At 58.7% G+C, this 20,070-nt stretch carries 20 protein-coding genes; 2 read left to right on the top strand and 18 right to left on the bottom strand.

Annotation, left to right across the window (positions count from 1 at the left end):
• Position 1: 1 nt before the first annotated feature.
• The 4 genes from AC07V9_RS18255 to AC07V9_RS18240 all read right to left on the bottom strand — a co-directional run bounded on the left by AC07V9_RS18255 (position 2) and on the right by AC07V9_RS18240 (position 3,805).
• Positions 2-790: an ABC transporter permease gene (locus AC07V9_RS18255; RefSeq protein ID WP_495017087.1), complete on the bottom strand. Its 789-nt coding sequence runs from the start codon at positions 788-790 to the stop codon at positions 2-4.
• 92 nt (positions 791-882) lie between these two features.
• On the bottom strand, positions 883-1,824 hold the full coding sequence (locus tag AC07V9_RS18250) for an ABC transporter permease (RefSeq protein ID WP_495017056.1): 942 nt from the start codon (positions 1,822-1,824) through the stop codon (positions 883-885).
• 2 nt (positions 1,825-1,826) lie between these two features.
• Positions 1,827-3,383, bottom strand: a complete 1,557-nt coding sequence (locus AC07V9_RS18245) for an ABC transporter substrate-binding protein (protein WP_495017055.1) — start codon at positions 3,381-3,383, stop codon at positions 1,827-1,829.
• A 242-nt stretch (positions 3,384-3,625) separates the two neighbouring features.
• A complete protein-coding gene (locus AC07V9_RS18240; RefSeq protein WP_495017054.1) occupies positions 3,626-3,805 on the bottom strand; it encodes a hypothetical protein in 180 nt (59 codons plus the stop codon).
• Here AC07V9_RS18240 and AC07V9_RS18235 point away from each other — a divergent pair.
• Both AC07V9_RS18235 and AC07V9_RS18230 read left to right on the top strand, forming a co-directional pair.
• Positions 3,804-4,721: a LysR substrate-binding domain-containing protein gene (locus AC07V9_RS18235; RefSeq protein WP_495017053.1), complete on the top strand. Its 918-nt coding sequence runs from the start codon at positions 3,804-3,806 to the stop codon at positions 4,719-4,721. The two genes, AC07V9_RS18240 and AC07V9_RS18235, sit on opposite strands and share 2 nt — an antisense overlap.
• Before the next feature lie 53 nt (positions 4,722-4,774).
• Positions 4,775-6,247: a serine hydrolase domain-containing protein gene (locus AC07V9_RS18230; RefSeq protein WP_495017052.1), complete on the top strand. Its 1,473-nt coding sequence runs from the start codon at positions 4,775-4,777 to the stop codon at positions 6,245-6,247.
• A gap of 576 nt (positions 6,248-6,823) precedes the next feature.
• On the opposite strand, the gene glmS is transcribed toward AC07V9_RS18230, so the two are convergent.
• The 14 genes from glmS to AC07V9_RS18160 form a co-directional block, all read right to left on the bottom strand.
• Complete coding sequence (glmS, locus tag AC07V9_RS18225; protein WP_495017051.1) at positions 6,824-8,659, bottom strand: glutamine--fructose-6-phosphate transaminase (isomerizing); 1,836 nt, start codon at positions 8,657-8,659, stop codon at positions 6,824-6,826.
• Positions 8,660-8,668: 9 nt separating this feature from the next.
• Positions 8,669-9,436: a DeoR/GlpR family DNA-binding transcription regulator gene (locus AC07V9_RS18220; RefSeq protein WP_495017050.1), complete on the bottom strand. Its 768-nt coding sequence runs from the start codon at positions 9,434-9,436 to the stop codon at positions 8,669-8,671.
• A 197-nt stretch (positions 9,437-9,633) separates the two neighbouring features.
• Positions 9,634-11,001: a bifunctional UDP-N-acetylglucosamine diphosphorylase/glucosamine-1-phosphate N-acetyltransferase GlmU gene (gene glmU / locus AC07V9_RS18215; RefSeq protein WP_495017049.1), complete on the bottom strand. Its 1,368-nt coding sequence runs from the start codon at positions 10,999-11,001 to the stop codon at positions 9,634-9,636.
• Between the two features lie 126 nt (positions 11,002-11,127).
• The gene (locus AC07V9_RS18210; RefSeq protein ID WP_043192055.1) at positions 11,128-11,553 is read right to left on the bottom strand and encodes a F0F1 ATP synthase subunit epsilon; all 426 of its coding nucleotides are present in this window, start codon (positions 11,551-11,553) and stop codon (positions 11,128-11,130) included.
• A gap of 44 nt (positions 11,554-11,597) precedes the next feature.
• A complete protein-coding gene (atpD, locus tag AC07V9_RS18205) occupies positions 11,598-12,974 on the bottom strand; it encodes a F0F1 ATP synthase subunit beta (protein WP_495017048.1) in 1,377 nt (458 codons plus the stop codon).
• Between the two features lie 28 nt (positions 12,975-13,002).
• Positions 13,003-13,863, bottom strand: coding sequence for a F0F1 ATP synthase subunit gamma (atpG, locus tag AC07V9_RS18200; protein WP_495017047.1), 861 nt, complete (start codon positions 13,861-13,863; stop codon positions 13,003-13,005).
• A gap of 50 nt (positions 13,864-13,913) precedes the next feature.
• On the bottom strand, positions 13,914-15,458 hold the full coding sequence (atpA, locus tag AC07V9_RS18195; protein WP_108236322.1) for a F0F1 ATP synthase subunit alpha: 1,545 nt from the start codon (positions 15,456-15,458) through the stop codon (positions 13,914-13,916).
• Between the two features lie 21 nt (positions 15,459-15,479).
• On the bottom strand, positions 15,480-16,016 hold the full coding sequence (locus tag AC07V9_RS18190) for a F0F1 ATP synthase subunit delta (protein ID WP_495017046.1): 537 nt from the start codon (positions 16,014-16,016) through the stop codon (positions 15,480-15,482).
• 12 nt (positions 16,017-16,028) lie between these two features.
• Positions 16,029-16,499 carry a F0F1 ATP synthase subunit B gene (locus AC07V9_RS18185; RefSeq protein WP_404639369.1) on the bottom strand — a complete coding sequence of 157 codons (471 nt, stop codon included), beginning with the start codon at positions 16,497-16,499 and terminating at the stop codon, positions 16,029-16,031.
• 57 nt (positions 16,500-16,556) lie between these two features.
• Entirely contained in the window at positions 16,557-16,814 is a 258-nt protein-coding gene (gene atpE, locus AC07V9_RS18180; RefSeq protein ID WP_002555987.1) for a F0F1 ATP synthase subunit C, read from the bottom strand.
• A 135-nt stretch (positions 16,815-16,949) separates the two neighbouring features.
• Positions 16,950-17,819 (bottom strand): F0F1 ATP synthase subunit A, encoded by an 870-nt coding sequence (gene atpB / locus AC07V9_RS18175; RefSeq protein ID WP_495017045.1) that lies wholly within the window; start codon positions 17,817-17,819, stop codon positions 16,950-16,952.
• A gap of 16 nt (positions 17,820-17,835) precedes the next feature.
• The gene (locus AC07V9_RS18170) at positions 17,836-18,243 is read right to left on the bottom strand and encodes a F0F1 ATP synthase subunit I (protein ID WP_074757410.1); all 408 of its coding nucleotides are present in this window, start codon (positions 18,241-18,243) and stop codon (positions 17,836-17,838) included.
• A 146-nt stretch (positions 18,244-18,389) separates the two neighbouring features.
• Complete coding sequence (locus AC07V9_RS18165; RefSeq protein WP_495017044.1) at positions 18,390-19,262, bottom strand: ParB/RepB/Spo0J family partition protein; 873 nt, start codon at positions 19,260-19,262, stop codon at positions 18,390-18,392.
• A gap of 9 nt (positions 19,263-19,271) precedes the next feature.
• Positions 19,272-20,066 (bottom strand): ParA family protein, encoded by a 795-nt coding sequence (locus tag AC07V9_RS18160; RefSeq protein ID WP_495017043.1) that lies wholly within the window; start codon positions 20,064-20,066, stop codon positions 19,272-19,274.
• Positions 20,067-20,070: the final 4 nt, after the last annotated feature.

The raw sequence follows: 20,070 nt of genomic DNA, 5'->3' as shown, positions 1-20,070 counted from the left end.
ATCACTTCCTCATCCGCGGGTCGAGACGATCGCGCAGGGCATCGCCGGAAAGATTGAAGGCCAGCAACGACAGGGCAATAAGAACGCCCGGAAACAACCCGAGCCAACTGGCGGTGGCGATGTAAGGACGGCTCGCCGCCAGCATGTTGCCCCAGGTGGCGGCCGGTGGCGGCACACCGAGGCCGAGGAAGCTCAAAGAGCTTTCAGCGAGGATGGCCCAGCCGAACATGCTGGTGGCCAACACGCAGATCGGCGCTACGCAATTGGGCGCGATGTGACGCAGCATGGTGTAAAGCTCCGAGTTGCCGATCACGCGGGACGCCTCGACGAACTCTTTCTCACGCAACGACAACACGGTACCCCGCACCACGCGCACCACCGACGGCGTATAGGCCAGGCTCAGCGCGAGGACAATGCCGTACAGGCTCGGGCCGATGATCGCCATCAAGCCTAGCGCCAGCAGGATGCCGGGGAATGCAAGCAAGGCGTCATTGATCATCATCAGGATGCGATCGACCCAGCCGCGCATGAAGCCCGCGAGCAACCCGAGGAACGTACCGGCGATGACCGCCAGGCTGACCGTCAGCCAGCTGATCCAGAGACTGGTATGCGCACCGATCATCAGGCGGCTGAGCACGTCGCGTCCGTATTCATCGGTTCCCAATAAGTGCTGGAGCGACGGCGCTTGCAAGCGGGCCATCAGGTTCAGCGCCAGGGGATCGGACGGCGTCCAGATCAAGCCCAGTATCGCCATGGCCAGCAACGAAATGAGGAGGCCGCCGCCGATCATGCCGTTCAATGGCAACCGGCCTCGCGCGCGCCGACGCGATACGACGACCGGCGCAACGGGAACGGTATAGGGAGGTGTAGAGACGGGCTTGTTCATAACTTGACCCTTGGATCGAAGAGCGGATAAAGAAGATCGACCAACAAGTTGACGAGCACATAGACGAAGGTCACCAGCAACAGGCAGCCCTGCAACACCGGGTAGTCCCGCGCATAGATCGAATCGACCATCAGGCGACCGAGACCCGGCAAGGTGAACACGGTTTCCAGTACCGCAATGCCGCCGAGCAGGTTGCCGAGGATCAAACCGATCAGTGTCAATGTCGGCGCAAACGCATTGCGCAAAGCGTGGCGCCACAACACCGCCCGCTCGGATAGACCCTTGGCCCGCGCATGGGTGATGTACTCCAAACGTAACACTTCGACGGCACTGGCGCGGGCCATGCGGGTGATAGCGCCAAGCTCGACCAAGGTGAGCGTAACAATCGGCAGGACGATGTAGCTGAGCGCCTGCCCAGGGTTATCGCCGAAGGCGACATAACCCACCACCGGCAACCAGCCCAACTTGATCCCGAACCCGTACAGCAGCAGGAGCCCCAACCAGAAGCTGGGGATCGACAGCAGCAAGGTCGCACCGGCGACCACACCGAAATCCAAGCCGCTGTTCTGTTTCCACGCCGACAACAAACCCAACGGCACGGCAATCAGCGCCGCCATCAGCACCGACACCAGAACGATGCTGGCGCTCACGCTGAAACGGTCGAGCAGCAGCGGCAAGACCGCCTGATTGGTAGTGATAGAAAAGCCTAGATCACCGCTGAGCACCGCTTTGAGCCAGAACACGAACTGCATGACCATCGGCTGATCGAGGCCGAGTGCCTCGCGTGTGGCGGCCAGGCTCTGGACGTCGGCCATATCACCGAGCATCAGCAGCGCCGGATCACCCGGCACCATGCGGATGATGGCGAACACCATCAGTGAGATGAGCAGCAGTGTGGGCAGCGACATGGCTAGCCGCTGCAAAATGAAACGCACCATGTTCAGGGTCTCCCGGCTTGTAGATCGACAGTCCACAGGCGTGGTTTGGAAACCGGCCACGGACGCAGTCCCTGCACGTAATCACGGTGCGCCGAGATCGAGTTGCCGTTGTACATCACGATCAACGGCACATCTTTGATCATCTGTTGATGCAGTTGATCGAACAGCGCCTGACGTTTGGCCGGATCGGATTCGCGCATGGCCTCGGCCAACCACTGCCGGGCCTGCGGATTGTCCCAGACCTTGCGCGGCTCCTTGTCCTTATCGCCGGTTACCGAGTCGAAACTTAGTGCCGGGTCCAGGCGTTCGGAGTAAGGGAACGCCATCATCTGGAAGTTACCGGTCTGATAACGCTCAAGCTGAGTCCCCCATTCCAGGGTTTCGAGCTCAAGGTTGATCCCGCTTTCCTTAGCCATGGCTTGGGTGAACACGCCCATGTCGAAGATCGAGGGATAGCGCTTGTTCACCAGCAGTTTGATCGGCTGACCTTTGTAACCGGCCTCGGCGAGCAGGCGACGGGCCTTCACCGGGTCATAGCCATACCCCTCCTCCTCCACCGCCTGATGGTATTTGCTGCCCATTGCCACCATCGATGCATTGGCCTTGGAGCGGTTGTCGGTCAGGGCGGCGACGATTTGCGATGTGTCCAGCGAGTAGGCAATTGCCTCGCGCAAACGCACATCCTTGAGCAGCGGATCGCGGGTCTGGAACAGCAAGGCGCTGATCGACATGGTACCACTGGACGAAATCTTCACCCCGGGAATCGCCGCCAACTCGTTAGCATCCAGTGGCGTGACATCGATCAACAGGTCGACGTTTTTCGACAACAGCGCAGCCTTGGCCGCCGCTGGATCAGGGATGACCATCAGTTTGATTCGATCGAGCTTCGTCGATTTGTTGCCTGTGTAGCCGTCGGGGCCGGCCTCTTCGCGCGGCGTGTAACCGGCAAAACGCAGCAGTTCGATCGACTGCGCCGGTTTCCACTCACCCAGCTTGAAAGGCCCGGTGCCGATTGGCGCTTTCCAGGCGCCGGCCACAACCGAGCCAGGGTGCAGGATGCCGCTGCCACCACATTCAGGCAGCGCCGTGCTGGCCAGGAAAAGTCCGCTTGGCTTGTCGAGTGTGAACACCACGGTCAGCGGATCTGGTGCGGAGATGTCGACAACTTTGGTACCAGCGCTGCCATCAAATGCGCCGATGCAACGCCATTGGGTTTTCGGGTCGAGGTAGCGGCGCCAGGTCCACAACACTTCTGCAGACGTCAGCGGCGCGCCATTCTGAAACATCACGCCTTCGCGCAGATGGAAGGTGTAGCGCAAGCCGTCATCGGAGACCTGCACATCTTTCGCCAGCAACGGTCCGACGCTGGCATCTTCGCGAAAGGCCACCAGGCCTTCGGTCAAATGCAGGATCACCGCATCAGAGTTGGTGTCACGGTTAACACCCGGTTCGGTGCTGCGGATGTCTGCGTTCAAGGCCACTGTAAGCGAGCTATCTGCCCAAGCGTTGGCTGTCAGTACCGCAGAGAGGCCGCCGACCAGAAGAAAAGCTTTGTTCATTTCAAGAACCTTTAGCTGTCGGCCCGGACGTTGGCAGGACCTCAAGACGAAGGCGCGACCGGGCACAGGGTGATTTTTCTTGTTTTAGCCCCGCCAAACACAGGTCCGGTGGTGGCTTTTTTTGTTTTCTGTGTTTTTGTTTTGAATTCGTTGATGAGGCGGATCTTAGGGGGGCGGTGAGCGCGTTGAGAAGAACGTATGAGTCGATCGTGTTCGGCATTTCCGGCCGCCCCACCATCTATTCATCGGCTTTGCGAATCAAGTGCCCGGCACACGGGGCTTTGCCAGACGATACTGATCTTTTGAAATTCATATCGCCCGATCACGATCACTTCAACGGATAGGCTTTGCAGGCATCTGTTCGGATAAGCTTCGGTCAAATCGATCACCACCCCGCCATGCCCCCAGAGGTAACTGCCCATGACGCTGGTTCACCTTCGTGCCTTCTGCTCGGTCGTCGAGAAAGGCAGTTTTCGTTCGGCGGCACGGCAATTGGGTGTTGCCCAGAGCACACTGACGCAATCGATTCAAAGCCTTGAAAAAGAACTGGGGATCATTCTCATGGCACGCTCCAACCAGGGAATCAACCTGACCCCTGCCGGCGAAAGTTTCCTGACCCGGGCGCGCTCGATCACCATGGACTGCGATCGTGCGTTGCAGGACATCCAGCAGTGGAAAGGCGAGCCTGAAGGGCAGATCGCTCTGGGTGTCACCGCAGAGCCGTTGGCCGAACTGCTGATGCCGGTCTTCAGCAGCTTCACCCGCAAGTTTCCCAAGGTGCAGGTTCACGTCGCCAGCGGCTCGACGAAAATGCTGATCGAGAAAATTCGTGACGGCCGCCTCGATTTTGTCATGTGCCCATTGGCACCCAACGTCACCGACATCGACCTGACGATCGAACGACTCTACAGTTCGGATGCCAGCATCATTGCCCGCAAGGGACACCTCCAGACGCAGGCACGTTCGGTGCGCGAGTTAACTGACTGCCAGTGGATCAGCGTACGCCCGGCAGGCGTCGTGGGTGGTGCCGAAAACCGCCTGATCGAATTGTTCAGGGCCGAAGGCCTGCCACCGCCGAAGATCGCGATCACCGCCGATTCGTTACTGGAAATCCTGCATATCGTGTCCGAGTCGGATTACCTGACAATAGAACCGCGCATGCTGCCCGGCATGAAACTGTTTTCGTCATCGCTGATCACCATCCCGATCCGTGAGCCGCTGGCCACGCGCGACATCTGCTTGATCAGCCGTCGAAGCTCACCGTTCACCCAAATCACGCAAGAACTGACCAGCATGCTGATTTCCTATTCGCGCCTAGTCCATCGGGCCAAAGGCTGACCACGCCCGGGCCGCTCGATCAACCCCGTACACCCCACAAGAGATTTGCTTTCATGCCTGCGCTGCCTTCGTCGTTGTGCGCCGCTCCACTCTCAACAGCCCATGACGGACTGCTTCGCGCGGCGGCCAGCGAAACAGGGATCGACCCTGATCGCATCGTCGCTTTTCTCGACGACGTCGATAACGCTGGGCTGGATCTGCACGGCATGATCCTGCACCGGCACGGCAAAGTCGCGGCTGAAGGCTGGAAGTGGCCTTACGCTCCGGAGCGCCCGCGAATCCTGCACTCGGTGGCGAAAAGCTTCACGGCGTGTGCCATTGGGCTGGCCGTAGATGAAGGCTTGCTGCGGCTCAGCGATACAGTCATCTCTTTTTTTCCGGAACACCTGCCGGCGCACATCGACCCACGGTTGCCGAGCATGACTATCGAGCATCTGCTGACGATGCGCACGGGACATCAGTCCAACACGTCAGGATCGATCTGGCGCGGCATCGACAGCAGCTGGATCACCGAGTTTTTCAAGGTTCCGCTGGTCTACGAGCCTGGCGGACAGTACGTCTATACCAGTGCGGCCAGCTACATGCTGTCGGCCATCATGACCCAGATCACCGGCCAGACCATGCATGAGTATCTGCGTCCTCGTCTGTTCGAACCGCTGGGCATCACTGATGAACATTGGGCAATTGGCCCAGACGGGATCAACCCAGGCGGCAACGGTTTGACCGCCACGCCAGCGTCCATGCTGAAGCTGGGTATCCTCCATGCCCAAGGCGGACTCTGGGAGGGCCAGCGCATTTTGTCCAGCGAGTGGGTGCAAGCCGCGACTCACCCGCAAGGCGCTCCCGACAGCAAGTACGGTTACCATTGGGCTATCAAACCCCAAGGGGGTTACTGTGCCGTCGGCGTGTTCGTGCAAATGGCGATCGTTTTTCCAGCCTTCGGCGCAACACTGGCACTGGTTGGCGCCATGAAGAACTCAGCACACATCATCCCGCACATCGAACGGCATTTTCCGGCGGCGTTTCTCGACAGCAGTGAACGAGCGGATGACGCGGACAAGCGTCTGCTGCAACGCCTCTGTGCGATGCGCCAGATCCCTAGACTCGAGTCCGCGGCCGTTTCGCGGTTCACCACGCCGGTCACCTTCGACGTCCAGGAAAACGAACTCGGCGTCACTCGACTCAGCTTTGCCTTTGAACCAGACACGCTGACCGTCGACCTGAGCGACGAGGCGGGCTCTCACCGTATCGTCAGCGGGTTGAATCGCTGGCATCAGGGCACCACCGACATGCCGGGCAGCGAACTGCATCATGGCTATACCTTCAAGGACGAGGCCGTGATTGCCGGTGCCCGTTGGCTTGACCCGATAACCTTGGAAATGCAGTGGATCTATATCGCCAGCGCCTTCCGTGACACCATCCGCTGCACCTTTACAGAGGATGGCGTGGCGTGGGAACGCTCGGTCAATGTGAACAGCGGAGCATTGGCTCATCCACCGCTACAGGGACGCCGTCGGAAAATCTGAGCCCCAGAGGCACTTGATGTAAAGACTTCTCCTCAAAATCCTGAGCTTTTCATCACTGTCGCGCAGGGAGCGTAAACTGACCGGAGTAGCGTGCATCCAGCATCTGGCGTTCACGGTCGCCAGCAAGCGCATTATGGAGCCGAAGTCGCACTGGGTAGACGTACTAACCAACCAACTAATACATAGGGTGGCTTTTTGAGATTATCGTAAACAGGAAAGCAGTCGGGAGGCGTGAAAACGAGATTCACGACTAGCGATTAAGAATAGCGATTGAATCAATGCCAGACTGACGTAACAGAGACGCCGAACGGGGCCAACGGGCGTGAAATTGCGATGCTACAGCTTCAACAAAATACTTCATAACCATACTGGCTAACCTGGGTACAGCATAATTCGGTCAAGGTTTGATTACTCATATTCGGGATTCGCTTAGACGCCTCAACGGGCTGGCACGAAGGGACGGAGGTAGGCATGGATGGATCCAACGGGGTAGCAGGAGCTAGGGGCTGCTAGCTTCACCGGCTCCTGCGACAGCTTTAATTCTGTAAAACCAGTGCTGAGAAAAACGTGGATAACTTATTCCACAGTCACCGACTTGGCCAAGTTACGCGGCTGATCCACGTCCGTGCCCTTGAGCACGGCGACGTAGTACGACAGCAGCTGCAGCGGGATGGTGTAGAGAATCGGAGCCAGGGCGTCGACGATATGTGGCATGGCGATGACGTGGGTGCCTTCGCCGTTGTTCAAGCCGGCCTGTTCGTCGGCGAAGACGATCAGCTCGCCGCCACGGGCGCGGACTTCCTGCAGGTTGGACTTGAGCTTTTCCAGCAGTTCGTTGTTCGGCGCGACGGTCACGACCGGCATGTCGCTGTCGACCAGTGCCAGCGGGCCATGCTTCAGCTCGCCTGCCGGATAGGCTTCGGCGTGAATGTAGGAGATCTCCTTGAGTTTCAGAGCCCCTTCCATCGCCACCGGGAACTGCGCGCCACGGCCCAGAAACAGGGTGTGGTTCTTTTCGGCGAACAGTTCGGCGACCTTTTCCACCGTGCTGTCCATGGCCAGCGCTTCACCCAGGCGGGTCGGCAGGCGACGCAGTTCTTCGACCAGTTCGGCTTCTATGCCCGCTTGCAGCGTGCCCTTGACCTGGCCCAGGGACAGGGTCAGCAGCATCAGCGCAACCAGTTGGGTGGTGAACGCCTTGGTCGAGGCGACGCCGATTTCAGGACCAGCCTGGGTCAGCAAGGTCAGGTCGGATTCGCGCACCAGTGAGCTGATGCTGACGTTGCAGATCGCGAGGCTGGCGAGGAATCCCAGCTCCTTGGCGTTGCGCAGCGCAGCGAGGGTGTCCGCCGTTTCGCCGGACTGCGAGATCGAAACGAACAGGGTATCGGGCTGAACCACGACCTTGCGGTAGCGGAATTCGCTGGCGACTTCGACCTGGCACGGAATACCCGCCAACCCTTCAAGCCAGTAGCGAGCAACCATGCCAGCGTGGTAGCTGGTGCCGCAGGCAACGATCTGCACGTTACGCACCTTGGCGAACAGTTCAGCAGCCTGAGGGCCAAAAGCCTGAACCAGCACCTGGCCCTGTCCGAGGCGGTTTTCCAAGGTGCGCTGCACGACTTTTGGCTGCTCATGGATTTCCTTGAGCATGAAATGGCGGAACTCGCCCTTGTCGGCAGCTTCGGCGCCTTCGCGGTACTGCACCACTTCGCGCTCGACCGGCTGACCGTCGGCGGTCCAGATCTGCACGCTGTCACGGCGGATCTCGGCGATGTCGCCTTCTTCCAGGTACATGAAGCGGTCGGTCACCTGACGCAGCGCCAACTGGTCGGACGCCAGGAAATTCTCCCCCAGACCCAGCCCCACCACCAGCGGGCTGCCGCTGCGAGCGGCGATCAAGCGATCCGGTTGCTTGGCGCTGATCACGGCCAAACCATAAGCGCCATGCAGCTCTTTGACCGTGGCTTTCAGGGCAGCGGCCAGATCTGGCGTGTCCTGCAGCTTGTGGTGCAGCAGGTGGACGATGACTTCGGTGTCAGTGTCGGAGGTGAACAGATAGCCCAAGTCTTTGAGGCGATTGCGCAACGGCTCGTGGTTTTCAATGATGCCGTTGTGGACAACAGCCAGCTCGCCGCTGGAGAAATGCGGGTGGGCGTTGTGCTCCACAGGTGCGCCGTGGGTGGCCCAGCGGGTGTGGGCGATGCCCAGACGACCAGCCAGCGGCTCGCCTGCCAGAGATTGCTCCAGCTCGTTGACCTTGCCGACGCGACGACGGCGCTCCAACACACCCGCATTGCTGAACAGCGCCACCCCGGCGCTATCGTAGCCGCGGTATTCGAGGCGCTTGAGGCCTTCAAGCAGGATGGCAGTGACATTACGTTCAGCGACGGCGCCGACAATTCCACACATGGTCTTCTCCTAGGAAACAGCGGCGCAGATCAACGTCACGCCGCGAGCCTGAATTTGGTCGCGAGCCTCTTGGGGCAAGCGATCATCGGTAATGAGGGTATGGATGCTGCTCCACGGCAGCTCCAGATTGGGAATCTTGCGACCGACTTTGTCGGCTTCGACCATCACGATCACTTCCCGGGCGACTTCGGCCATGACGCGGCTCAAGCCCAGCAGTTCGTTGAAGGTCGTGGTGCCCCGCTGCAAGTCGATGCCATCGGCACCGATAAACAGTTGATCGAAATCGTAGGAACGCAGCACCTGTTCGGCGACCTGACCCTGAAAGGACTCGGAATGCGGGTCCCAGGTGCCGCCGGTCATCAGCAACACCGGCTCGTGCTCCAGTTCGCCCAAGGCGTTGGCCACGTGCAGGGAGTTGGTCATCACCACCAGGCCGGGCTGCAGACCCAGCTCTGGAATCATCGCGGCGGTGGTGCTGCCACTGTCAATGATGATCCGCGCATGTTCACGGATACGAGCGACCGCTGCCCTTGCAATGGCCTGCTTGTAACGTGACACCGGCTGGCCGGGCTCGCCGATCAGCTCCTGCGGCATGGGAATAGCGCCGCCGTAGCGGCGCAACAACAGGCCATTGCTTTCCAGCGCGGCGAGATCCTTACGAACCGTAACCTCAGAGGTTTCGAAACGCTTGGCCAAAGCGTCCACGCTGACTTCGCCCTGCTCATTGAGCAGCGCAAGAATGTTATGGCGACGTTGAGGTGTATTGCGTTTCGACATTTGGGCTTTAAGTTTCGTTTCGAAAGATAACGACGGCAATAGAAGCCTATCGAAAGATATTCGTCAAGAGGTCAAACGCTTAATAAAGCCGAAGGGTACAGCGATGGTTGTGGATAAATTGAGGCTGGCAAAGGAGATGGAATTAGGCCTGGACACCCCTTGGCAGATGTCCAGGCGAATTCGCTCTGTGGATAACTTCAGGTTTTCTTGATCTTTACCGGACGCTTCCAGCCATCGATGTTGCGCTGACGTGCACGCGCCACAGCCAGTTGCTCGGCGGCAACGTTCTGGTTGATCGTGGAACCTGCCGCCGTGGTCGCGCCAGAGGAGATATCCACAGGTGCCACCAACGAGTTGTTGGAGCCGATGAACACGTCCTCGCCCAGCACCGTTTTGTGTTTGTTGGCGCCATCGTAGTTGCAGGTGATGGTGCCCGCGCCGATGTTGGTGCGCGCACCGATCATAGCGTCACCCAGGTAGGTCAGATGGCCGGCCTTGGCGCCCTCGCCCATCTCGGCGTTTTTCAGCTCGACGAAGTTACCCACATGGGCTCGTGGGCCCAGCACACTGCCCGGACGCAAGCGCGCGAACGGGCCGGCATCTGCGGCTTCCCCGACGATGGCGCCTTCCAGGTGGCTGTTGGCCTTGATGATCGCGCCTTTGCGCAGGGTGCTATCCTTGATCACGCAGTTCGGGCCGATAGACACATCGTCCTCGATGATCACACGGCCTTCCAGGATCACGTTGATGTCGATCAGCACGTCACGCCCCACGGTGACTTCGCCACGGACATCAAAACGCGCAGGATCACGCAGCGTCACGCCCAAGGCCATCAAACGGCGTGCTTCGCGCAGCTGATAGTGACGCTCGAGCTCAGCCAGCTGGTTGCGATCGTTGGCGCCCTGTACTTCCATGGCGTCCAGTGGCTGCGCGGTCGCGACGGTCAGGCCGTCATTCACCGCCATGGCGATGACATCGGTGAGATAGTACTCGCCCTGAGCGTTGTTGTTCGACAGACGCCCCAGCCAGTCTGCCAGGCGCTTGCCGGGCACCGCCAGAATGCCGGTATTGCCTTCCTTGATGGCCTTCTGCGCGTCGGTAGCATCCTTGTGCTCGACGATAGCGCTGACGCGGTTGTCGGCATCGCGAACGATACGGCCGTAACCGGTCGGGTCGTTCAGGTTGACGGTGAGCAGCCCAAGCTGCTGATCGTTGACCAAGGTCAGCAGGCGCTGCAGAGTCTCGACCTCGATCAGCGGCACGTCACCGTAGAGGATCAGCACAGTGTCGGCACTCAACACAGGAACGGCTTGAGCCACGGCATGACCGGTGCCCAGTTGTTTGTCCTGCAGGACAAAATTCAGATCATCGGCTGCGAGTCGCTCGCGCACTCGATCTGCGCCGTGACCAATCACCACTTGAATGCTCTGCGGAGAAAGCTGGCGCGCGCTGTGGATAACATGACCCAACATGGAGTTGCCGGCGACCGGGTGCAGCACCTTGGGCAGAGCCGAGCGCATGCGAGTGCCCTGGCCCGCAGCGAGAATGACGATATCGAGAGACATGAAGAGATTCCAGGCAAACGTGCCGCAGCCGAAGCCGGGCGGATGATTCAGGCGTTGGACGCCGAAAAAAGAAAAAGGGTAGCCGAGGCTACCCTTTTACTCAATCGCGCATGAAGGACGATGGCCTTAGCCGCCGAACTTCTTGCGAATCTGCTGAACGGTACGCAGCTGGGCTGCGGCTTCCGCCAGACGTGCAGCGGCAGATCCGTAATCGAAATCTGCGCCCTTTTCATTCAGGGCTTTCTCAGCAGCCTTGACGGCTTCCTGAGCAGAGGCTTCGTCCAGGTCGGCAGCGCGTTGCACGGTATCGGCAAGCACTTTGACCATGTTCGGTTGAACCTCAAGGAAACCACCGGAGATGTAGAACACCTCGGCTTCTCCACCCTGCTTGATCAGACGGATAGGACCCGGCTTCAGATCAGTGATCAGCGGCGCGTGACCTGGAGCAATACCGATATCACCCAGGTTACCGTGCGCAATCACCATCTCGACCAGACCGGAGAAAATCTCTCCTTCCGCGCTGACGATATCGCAATGGACTGTCATAGCCATTTGCCTGCCTCAACCTGATGAGCGCCCGTTGCCGGGCGCCTGGATTACAGTTTCTTGGCTTTCTCGATCGCTTCTTCGATGCCGCCAACCATGTAGAACGCTTGTTCTGGCAGGTGGTCGTAGTCACCGTTGAGGATGCCTTTGAAGCCAGCAATGGTGTCTTTCAGGGAAACGTATTTACCCGATGCACCGGTGAAGACTTCAGCCACGAAGAACGGCTGCGACAGGAAGCGCTGAATCTTACGAGCACGGGCAACCAACTGCTTGTCGGTTTCGGACAGCTCGTCCATACCCAGGATCGCGATGATGTCTTTCAGCTCTTTGTAACGCTGCAGCACGTACTGAACGCCACGAGCAGTTTCGTAGTGCTCGGTACCGATCACGTTCGGGTCCAGCTGACGCGAAGTCGAGTCCAGTGGATCGACCGCTGGGTAGATACCCAGGGAAGCGATGTCACGGGACAGAACGACGGTGGCGTCCAAGTGGGCGAAGGTGGTCGCTGGCGACGGGTCGGTCAAGTCGTCCGCAGGTACGTAAACGGCCTGGATCGAGGTGATCGAACCTTGTTTGGTCGAAGTGATGCGCTCTTGCAGCACGCCCATCTCTTCAGCCAGGGTCGGCTGATAACCTACTGCCGAAGGCATACGGCCCAGCAGTGCGGATACTTCAGTACCGGCCAGGGTGTAACGGTAGATGTTGTCGACGAACAGCAGAACGTCGTTACCTTCGTCACGGAATTTCTCGGCCATGGTCAAACCGGTCAGAGCTACGCGCAGACGGTTTCCCGGCGGCTCGTTCATCTGGCCGTATACCAGTGCCACTTTGTCCAGAACGTTGGAGTCCTTCATCTCGTGGTAGAAGTCGTTACCCTCACGAGTACGCTCACCCACACCGGCGAACACGGAATAACCGCTGTGCTCGATGGCGATGTTACGGATCAGTTCCATCATGTTTACGGTTTTGCCTACACCGGCACCACCGAACAGACCGACTTTACCGCCCTTGGCGAACGGGCAAACCAGGTCGATAACCTTGATGCCGGTTTCCAGCAGGTCGTTGCCGCCTGCCTGGTCAGCGAACGAAGGCGCTGGACGGTGGATGCCCCAACGCTCGTCAGCCTCGATCGGGCCCGCTTCGTCGATCGGGTTGCCCAGAACGTCCATGATGCGGCCCAGAGTACCCTTACCAACCGGTACGGAGATGGCGGCGCCAGTGTCGATGACGTCCAGACCGCGCTTCAAGCCTTCGGTGGAACCCATCGCAATGGTACGAACCACGCCGTCGCCCAGCTGCTGCTGAACTTCCAGAGTGGTTTCCGCGCCTTGTACTTTCAGCGCGTTGTAGATGCTCGGTACGCTCTCGCGTGGAAATTCCACGTCGATCACGGCGCCGATGATTTGAACGATACGTCCGCTACTCATTAGCTGGATCCTCTGAATATTTGAACCGTTAAACCGCGGCAGCGCCGCCGACGATTTCCGAGATCTCTTGGGTGATCGCTGCCTGACGCGCCTTGTTGTAGATCAGCTGCAAATCGCTGATCAGGTCACCGGCGTTGTCAGTGGCGTTCTTCATTGCGATCATCCGCGCGGCTTGTTCAGCTGCGTTGTTCTCGACCACCGCCTGGTAGACCTGCGACTCCACGTAACGCACCATCAAGCCGTCCAGCAGCTCTTTTGCGTCGGGTTCGTACAGGTAATCCCAGTGGTGCTTGAGTTCTTGATCCGGGGTTGCGACCAACGGAACCAGTTGCTCGACCGTTGGCTGCTGAGTCATGGTGTTGATGAACTTGTTGGATACCACGGACAGGCGGTCAATACGGCCCTCCAGGTAGGCATCCAGCATCACCTTGACGCTGCCGATCAAATCATTGATCGACGGCTCTTCGCCCAGATGGCTGATCGCAGCGACGACGTTGCCGCCGAAGTTGCGGAAAAACGCCGCACCTTTGCTGCCGATCACGCACAGATCGATCTCTACGCCGTTTTCACGGTTCTGCGCCATGTCCTTGACCAAAGCCTTGAACAGGTTGGTATTCAAACCACCGCACAGACCACGGTCACTGCTCACCACGATATAACCGGCACGCTTTACTGGGCGATCGATCATGAACGGGTGGCGGTATTCCGGGTTAGCGTTGGCAAGATGACCAATCACCTGGCGGATGCGCTCCGCGTAAGGACGGCTAGCAGCCATGCGCATTTGAGCCTTGCGCATTTTGCTGACCGCCACTTTTTCCATGGCGCTGGTGATCTTTTGCGTGCTTTTGATGCTCGCAATCTTGCTGCGAATCTCTTTTGCGCCTGCCATGTAACACCTATCAGGTTAGCAAGCGGGAGCCTCGCGACTCCCGCTGCGGCTTACCAGGTTTGGGTGGCCTTGAACTTCTCGATACCGGCTTTGAGGCCAGAATCGATTTCGTCATTGAAGTCACCCTTCACGTTGATCTTGGCCATCAAATCGGCGTGATCGCGGTTGAAGTAAGCAATCAGCGCTTGTTCGAAGCTGCCGACCTTGGCGATTTCAACGTCGGTCAGGAACCCACGCTCAGCGGCATACAGCGACAGCGACATGTCGGCGATCGACATTGGCGCATATTGCTTCTGCTTCATCAGCTCGGTAACGCGCTGACCATGCTCAAGTTGCTTACGGGTCGCTTCGTCCAGGTCAGATGCGAACTGGGCGAATGCTGCCAGTTCACGGTACTGAGCCAGAGCGGTACGGATACCACCGGACAGCTTCTTGATGATCTTGGTCTGAGCGGCACCGCCCACACGGGATACCGAAACACCAGCGTTCACTGCCGGGCGGATGCCCGAGTTGAACATGGCCGACTCCAGGAAGATCTGACCGTCGGTGATGGAAATCACGTTGGTCGGAACGAACGCGGAAACGTCGCCAGCCTGGGTTTCGATGATCGGCAGTGCGGTCAGGGAACCGGTTTTGCCGGTCACTGCGCCGTTGGTGAACTTCTCTACGTATTCTTCCGAAACGCGGGAAGCGCGCTCCAGCAGACGGGAGTGGAGATAGAACACGTCGCCTGGGTAAGCTTCACGTCCTGGCGGACGACGCAGCAGCAGGGAGATCTGGCGGTAAGCCACAGCCTGCTTGGACAGATCGTCATAAACGATCAGCGCGTCTTCACCGCGGTCGCGGAAGAATTCGCCCATGGTGCAACCGGCGTAAGGCGCCAGGAATTGCAGCGCAGGGGATTCCGAAGCACTGGCAGCCACGATGATCGTGTTGGCCAGCGCGCCGTTTTCTTCCAGCTTGCGAACCACGTTGGCGATGGTCGATTGCTTCTGACCAACCGCGACGTAGACGCAGAAAATGCCGCTGTCTTTCTGGTTGATGATCGCGTCGATCGCCAGAGCGGTTTTACCGATCTGACGGTCACCGATGATCAGCTCACGCTGGCCACGGCCGACAGGGATCATGGCATCGACAGCCTTGTAGCCAGTCTGTACAGGCTGGTCTACCGACTTACGCCAGATAACGCCCGGAGCAACTTTCTCGACCGCATCGGTCTCGGTGTTGTTCAGAGGGCCCTTACCGTCGACTGGGTTACCCAGTGCGTCGACTACGCGACCCAGCAGTTCCTTGCCAACCGGAACTTCCAGGATGCGGCCGGTGCACTTGGCACTCATGCCTTCAGCCAGCGATGTGTATGCGCCCAGTACCACCGCACCTACGGAGTCTTGCTCCAGGTTCAGTGCCATACCGTAGACGCCGCCCGGGAACTCGATCATTTCGCCGTACATAGCGTCGGCCAGACCGTGAATCCGCACGATACCGTCAGACACGCTGACGACAGTGCCTTCGTTTCGGGCTTGGGAGGCTACATCGAGTTTCTCGATGCGGCCCTTGATGATTTCACTAATTTCGGAAGGATTGAGTTGCTGCATTGCTCTGCTGCCCCTTCAAACTCAAGATTTCAATGCTTCGGCTAGTTGCGCGAGTTTGCCGCGAACTGAGCCATCGATAACCAGGTCGCCGGCGCGGATGATGACACCACCTATCAGGGCAGCATCCTCCGCAGCGTGCAGGCGCACTTCCCGGCCGAGCCGTGCACTGAGAACCTTGGCGAGTTTGTCTTGCTGTTCTTGGTTCAATGCAAAAGCACTGGTGACATCCACATCGACCGATTTTTCCTGCTCGGCTTTCATCAGCTCGAACAGTTCGGAGATCTCCGGCAGAAGCTGGAGACGGTCGTTTTCAGCAACGACGTGGATGAAATTCTGTGCCTTGGCATCGAACTTGTCGCCGCACACTTCAATAAAAGTGGCGGCCTTGTCTGCGCTCGTCAGTCGCGGGGCCTTGAGCAGGCGCTGCATAGTGTCGTCTTGCGACACTGCAGCAGCCAGGCCGAGCATGGCTGACCAATTGGCCAGTTGCTGGTGGGCCTGGGCATGCTCGAAGGCTGCCTTAGCGTAAGGTCGGGCCAACGTGGTCAGTTCTGCCATGATCGCCCTCGCTTAAATTTCTGCAGCCAGTTTGTTAACCAGCTCCGCGTGCGCGTTTTGATCGATTGTGGCACCCAGGATCTTCTCAGCACCGTTGACAGCCAGGCTACCCAGTTGGGCACGCAGCGCGTCTTTGACACCGTTCAGTTCCTGCTCGATCTCGGCCTGAGCCTGAGCCTTGATGCGGTCGGCATCGACACGAGCCTGTTCACGGGCTTCGTCGACAATCTGAGTACCGCGTTTCTTGGCTTGCTCAATGATTTCAGCTGCCTGAGCTTTCGCATCGCGCAGTTGCTGGGCCGCTTTATCTTGGGCCAGCTCCAGGTCGCGAGCTGCTCGGGTGGCAGCGTCCAGTCCATCCGCGATCTTCTTCTGACGTTCGTGCAAAGCCGCGATGACCGGAGGCCACACGAACTTCATGCAGAACAGCACAAAAATGAAGAACGCAACGGACTGGCCAATCAGGGTTGCATTAATGTTCACGCCAACACCTCGCTCGTTCGTTGTCCATCACACTAATCAACTCGAAAATTCGAGTGATTAGCCAGCGAGTTGACCAACGAATGGGTTCGCAAAGGTGAAGAACAGAGCGATACCAACACCGATCATGGTCACGGCGTCGAGCAGACCAGCCACGATGAACATTTTAACTTGCAGCATTGGAACCATTTCTGGCTGACGCGCTGCGCCTTCCAGGAATTTACCGCCCAGCAGGCCGAAACCGATTGCGGTACCCAGAGCGCCCAGGCCGATCAGCAGTGCAACAGCGATAGCAGTTAGACCAACTACAGTTTCCATCTTTCCTCCCGACTTTTACGTCGTATTGGTTAGGTTTTCTTAGATTAAAGCGGTAAAACAAAATCGTTTTTTACATCAGCCCTTGCGGGCACCCCTCACCGCAATGAGGGGTTCATCAGACTCGCCAGGCGGGTCTTAATGGTTATCTTCGTGAGCCATCGACAAGTAGACGATGGTCAGCATCATGAAGATGAACGCTTGCAGGGTGATGATCAGGATGTGGAATACCGCCCACGCCCATTGCAGAACCACGCCCAGACCGCTCAGCCAGAGCAGGCCACTGCCGAACATGACGGCGATCAGGATGAACACCAGTTCGCCAGCGTACATGTTGCCGAACAGACGCAGAGCCAGAGAAACCGGTTTGGCGATCAGAGTCACGAATTCAAGCAGGAAGTTGACAGGAATCAACAGCGCCTGGACCAGAACGTTCTTGCTGCCGAACGGGTGAAGGGTCAGCTCGCCGATGAAGCCGCCGATGCCCTTGACCTTGATGCTGTAGAAAATGATCAGCGCGAAGACCGACAGCGCCATACCGATGGTCGCGTTAGGGTCGGTGGTCGACACCGCGCGGAACGGAATGTGGTGGTCGCCCGAAATCATGACCGCCAGCTGTGGAATCCAGTCGACAGGCACCAGGTCGACCGCGTTCATCAGGAAAACCCAGACGAAAATGGTCAGTGCCAGTGGCGCGATAACGGCGCTGCGGCCGTGGAAGCTGTCTTTCACGCTGCCGTCGACGAACTCGATCAGGACTTCAACGAAGTTCTGCAGAGCGCCCGGTTGACCGGAGGTCGCCTTTTTGGCGGCCAGGCGGAAAATCAGGACGAAAATCAGACCCAGAGCGACCGACCAGCCGAGAGTATCGAGGTGGAAAGCCCAAAAGCCCATTTCTTTTGCTTCGGCTGCGGAATGCGCGAAGCCCCAAGTGCCGTCAGGCAAATGACCGAAGGTCAAGTTCTGCAGGTGGTGCTGGATATAGCCCGAAGCTGTTTGCTCTGCCATGGTTGCCTCAAACGCCCTAAGGTCTCAAAAGTCTTGTTCTCATCAGCAGGGGTGCGAACCAACTGACCAACTGGGTCAGCATGAACACGCCGAAAACCGCCAGCGGGGCCAGCGGCTTCACACCTGCAAAGGTCAGTGCAAAGAGCACTGCCGTAAAAATCAGTTTGCCTGCCTCGCCGGCGTAGAACGACCGAACGATGGCTTGCGCTGCCCGGGCTCCGGAAAACCGGAAGGCCTTATGGGCAAAGTACAAATTGGGCAGCCACGCTATCAGGCCTCCGCAAAGACCTGAATATCCAGCTACGACTCCGTGCCACTGCCATAGCGTCACCGCTGCCAGCAGCAGGACGATCAATTGCGCCAGCAATACCGGGAAAACAGCCAGACGATGGAACGGCAAGCGGTTTGGCGTGCGTGTTTCCATCACATGGGCTCCTCGTATGCCAGCCGCCAAAATCAATAACTTGGCATAATTTGTGCCGACAAAATGCGCGCAGAGTATAGGGGCGGTTCAGCCCCTATTCAACTGCCGGGTAGTGATTTCCGACTACGCGCTACCGATCATTTGTTTCAGCGGATGTGGGCGAGTACGCCCTGCAACTCGTCGAGCGAGTTATAACGGATGACCAACTGGCCTTTTCCTTTCTGGCCATGGCGAATCTGCACCGCAGAGCCCAGCCGCTCGGCCAGGCGCTGTTCAAGACGGGCGATATCCGGGTCGGCTTTGACCGGTGCAGCGTTCTCCTGTTTGCCGCTCAACCACTGGCGAACCAGTGCTTCAGTCTGGCGCACGGTCAGGCCGCGTGCGACAACATGTCGCGCCCCGTCAACCTGCTGTTCTTCCGGCAGCCCCAGCAACGCACGGGCATGACCCATTTCCAGATCGCCGTGGGACAGCATGGTCTTGATTACTTCAGGTAGCGCGATCAGGCGCAGCAGATTGGCCACGCTGACGCGGGACTTACCCACAGCCTCGGCGACCTGCTGCTGCGTCAGCTGAAATTCGTTTTGTAGACGCTGCAGGGCAATCGCCTCCTCAATGGGATTGAGGTCTTCGCGCTGAATGTTTTCGATCAGCGCCATGGCAATGGCCGCTTCATCCGGCACGTCGCGCACCATCGCCGGGATCGTCTCGACGCCTGCTTGCTGGCTCGCGCGCCAGCGGCGTTCGCCGGCGATGATCTCGAAGCGACTGTCGGCAATCGGACGCACCACGATCGGCTGCATGACGCCTTGCGCCCTGATCGAGTTGGCCAGTTCTTCCAACGCCTGGGGGTCCATGTCGCGACGTGGCTGGTACTTGCCGCGCTGGATCAGGTCCAGCGGTATGTGTTGCAGCTCGCGCTGATCGGCCTGTACGGCCTGTTCTTCCAGCGCACTGACGGTGGGACTGCTCAGAAGTGCGTCCAGCCCACGTCCGAGTCCTCGTTTCTTGACGGCCATGGAGTTTCCTTAAGTGGGCTGGGCAGCGGCGCGGGGTGATCGGCGTTGACGACGAACCATCTCGCCAGCCAGTGCCAGGTAAGCCAGCGCACCGCGTGAACTCTTGTCGTAAGCCAGAGCAGGCATGCCGAAACTCGGGGCCTCGGCCAGACGGATGTTGCGCGGGATCACGGTGTCGTACAGCTGATCGCCGAAATGTTCCTTGAGCTGCGCCGAGACGTCGTTGATCAGGCTCAGGCGCGGGTCATACATGGTCCGCAGCAGGCCTTCGATCTTGAGCGAAGGATTGAGCAGCTCACCGATGCGTTTGATGTTATCCACAAGGTCGCTCAGGCCTTCGAGTGCGTAATACTCGCACTGCATGGGGATAATCACGCCATCGGCGGCCACCAGCGCATTGAGCGTCAGCATCGACAGCGAAGGTGGGCAGTCGATAAGGATGTAATCGTAATTTTCGCGGATTGGTGCCAGCGCGGTGCGCAGGCGCGCCTCTTTCATCTGCATTTCCAGCAGGACGACTTCGGCAGCGGTCAGGTCGCGGTTCGCCGGCAGCAGTTGATAACCGCCGTGCTCGGAGAAATGCATGGCCTGATTCAGGTCGCATTCGCCGATCAACAGATCGTAGACGGAATGCTCAAGCGCGTGCTTATCCACACCGCTACCCATGGTGGCGTTGCCCTGTGGATCGAGATCGATCAACAACACCCGACGTTTGGTTGCGACCAGCGACGCTGCGAGGTTGATGCAGGTGGTGGTTTTACCCACACCACCCTTTTGGTTCGCTATCGCGAATACCTTAGCCATTCTT

It is taken from the genome of Pseudomonas sp. GW821-FHT02A11 (assembly GCF_059421985.1).
This window is presented reverse-complemented; position numbering and strand designations above follow the sequence as displayed.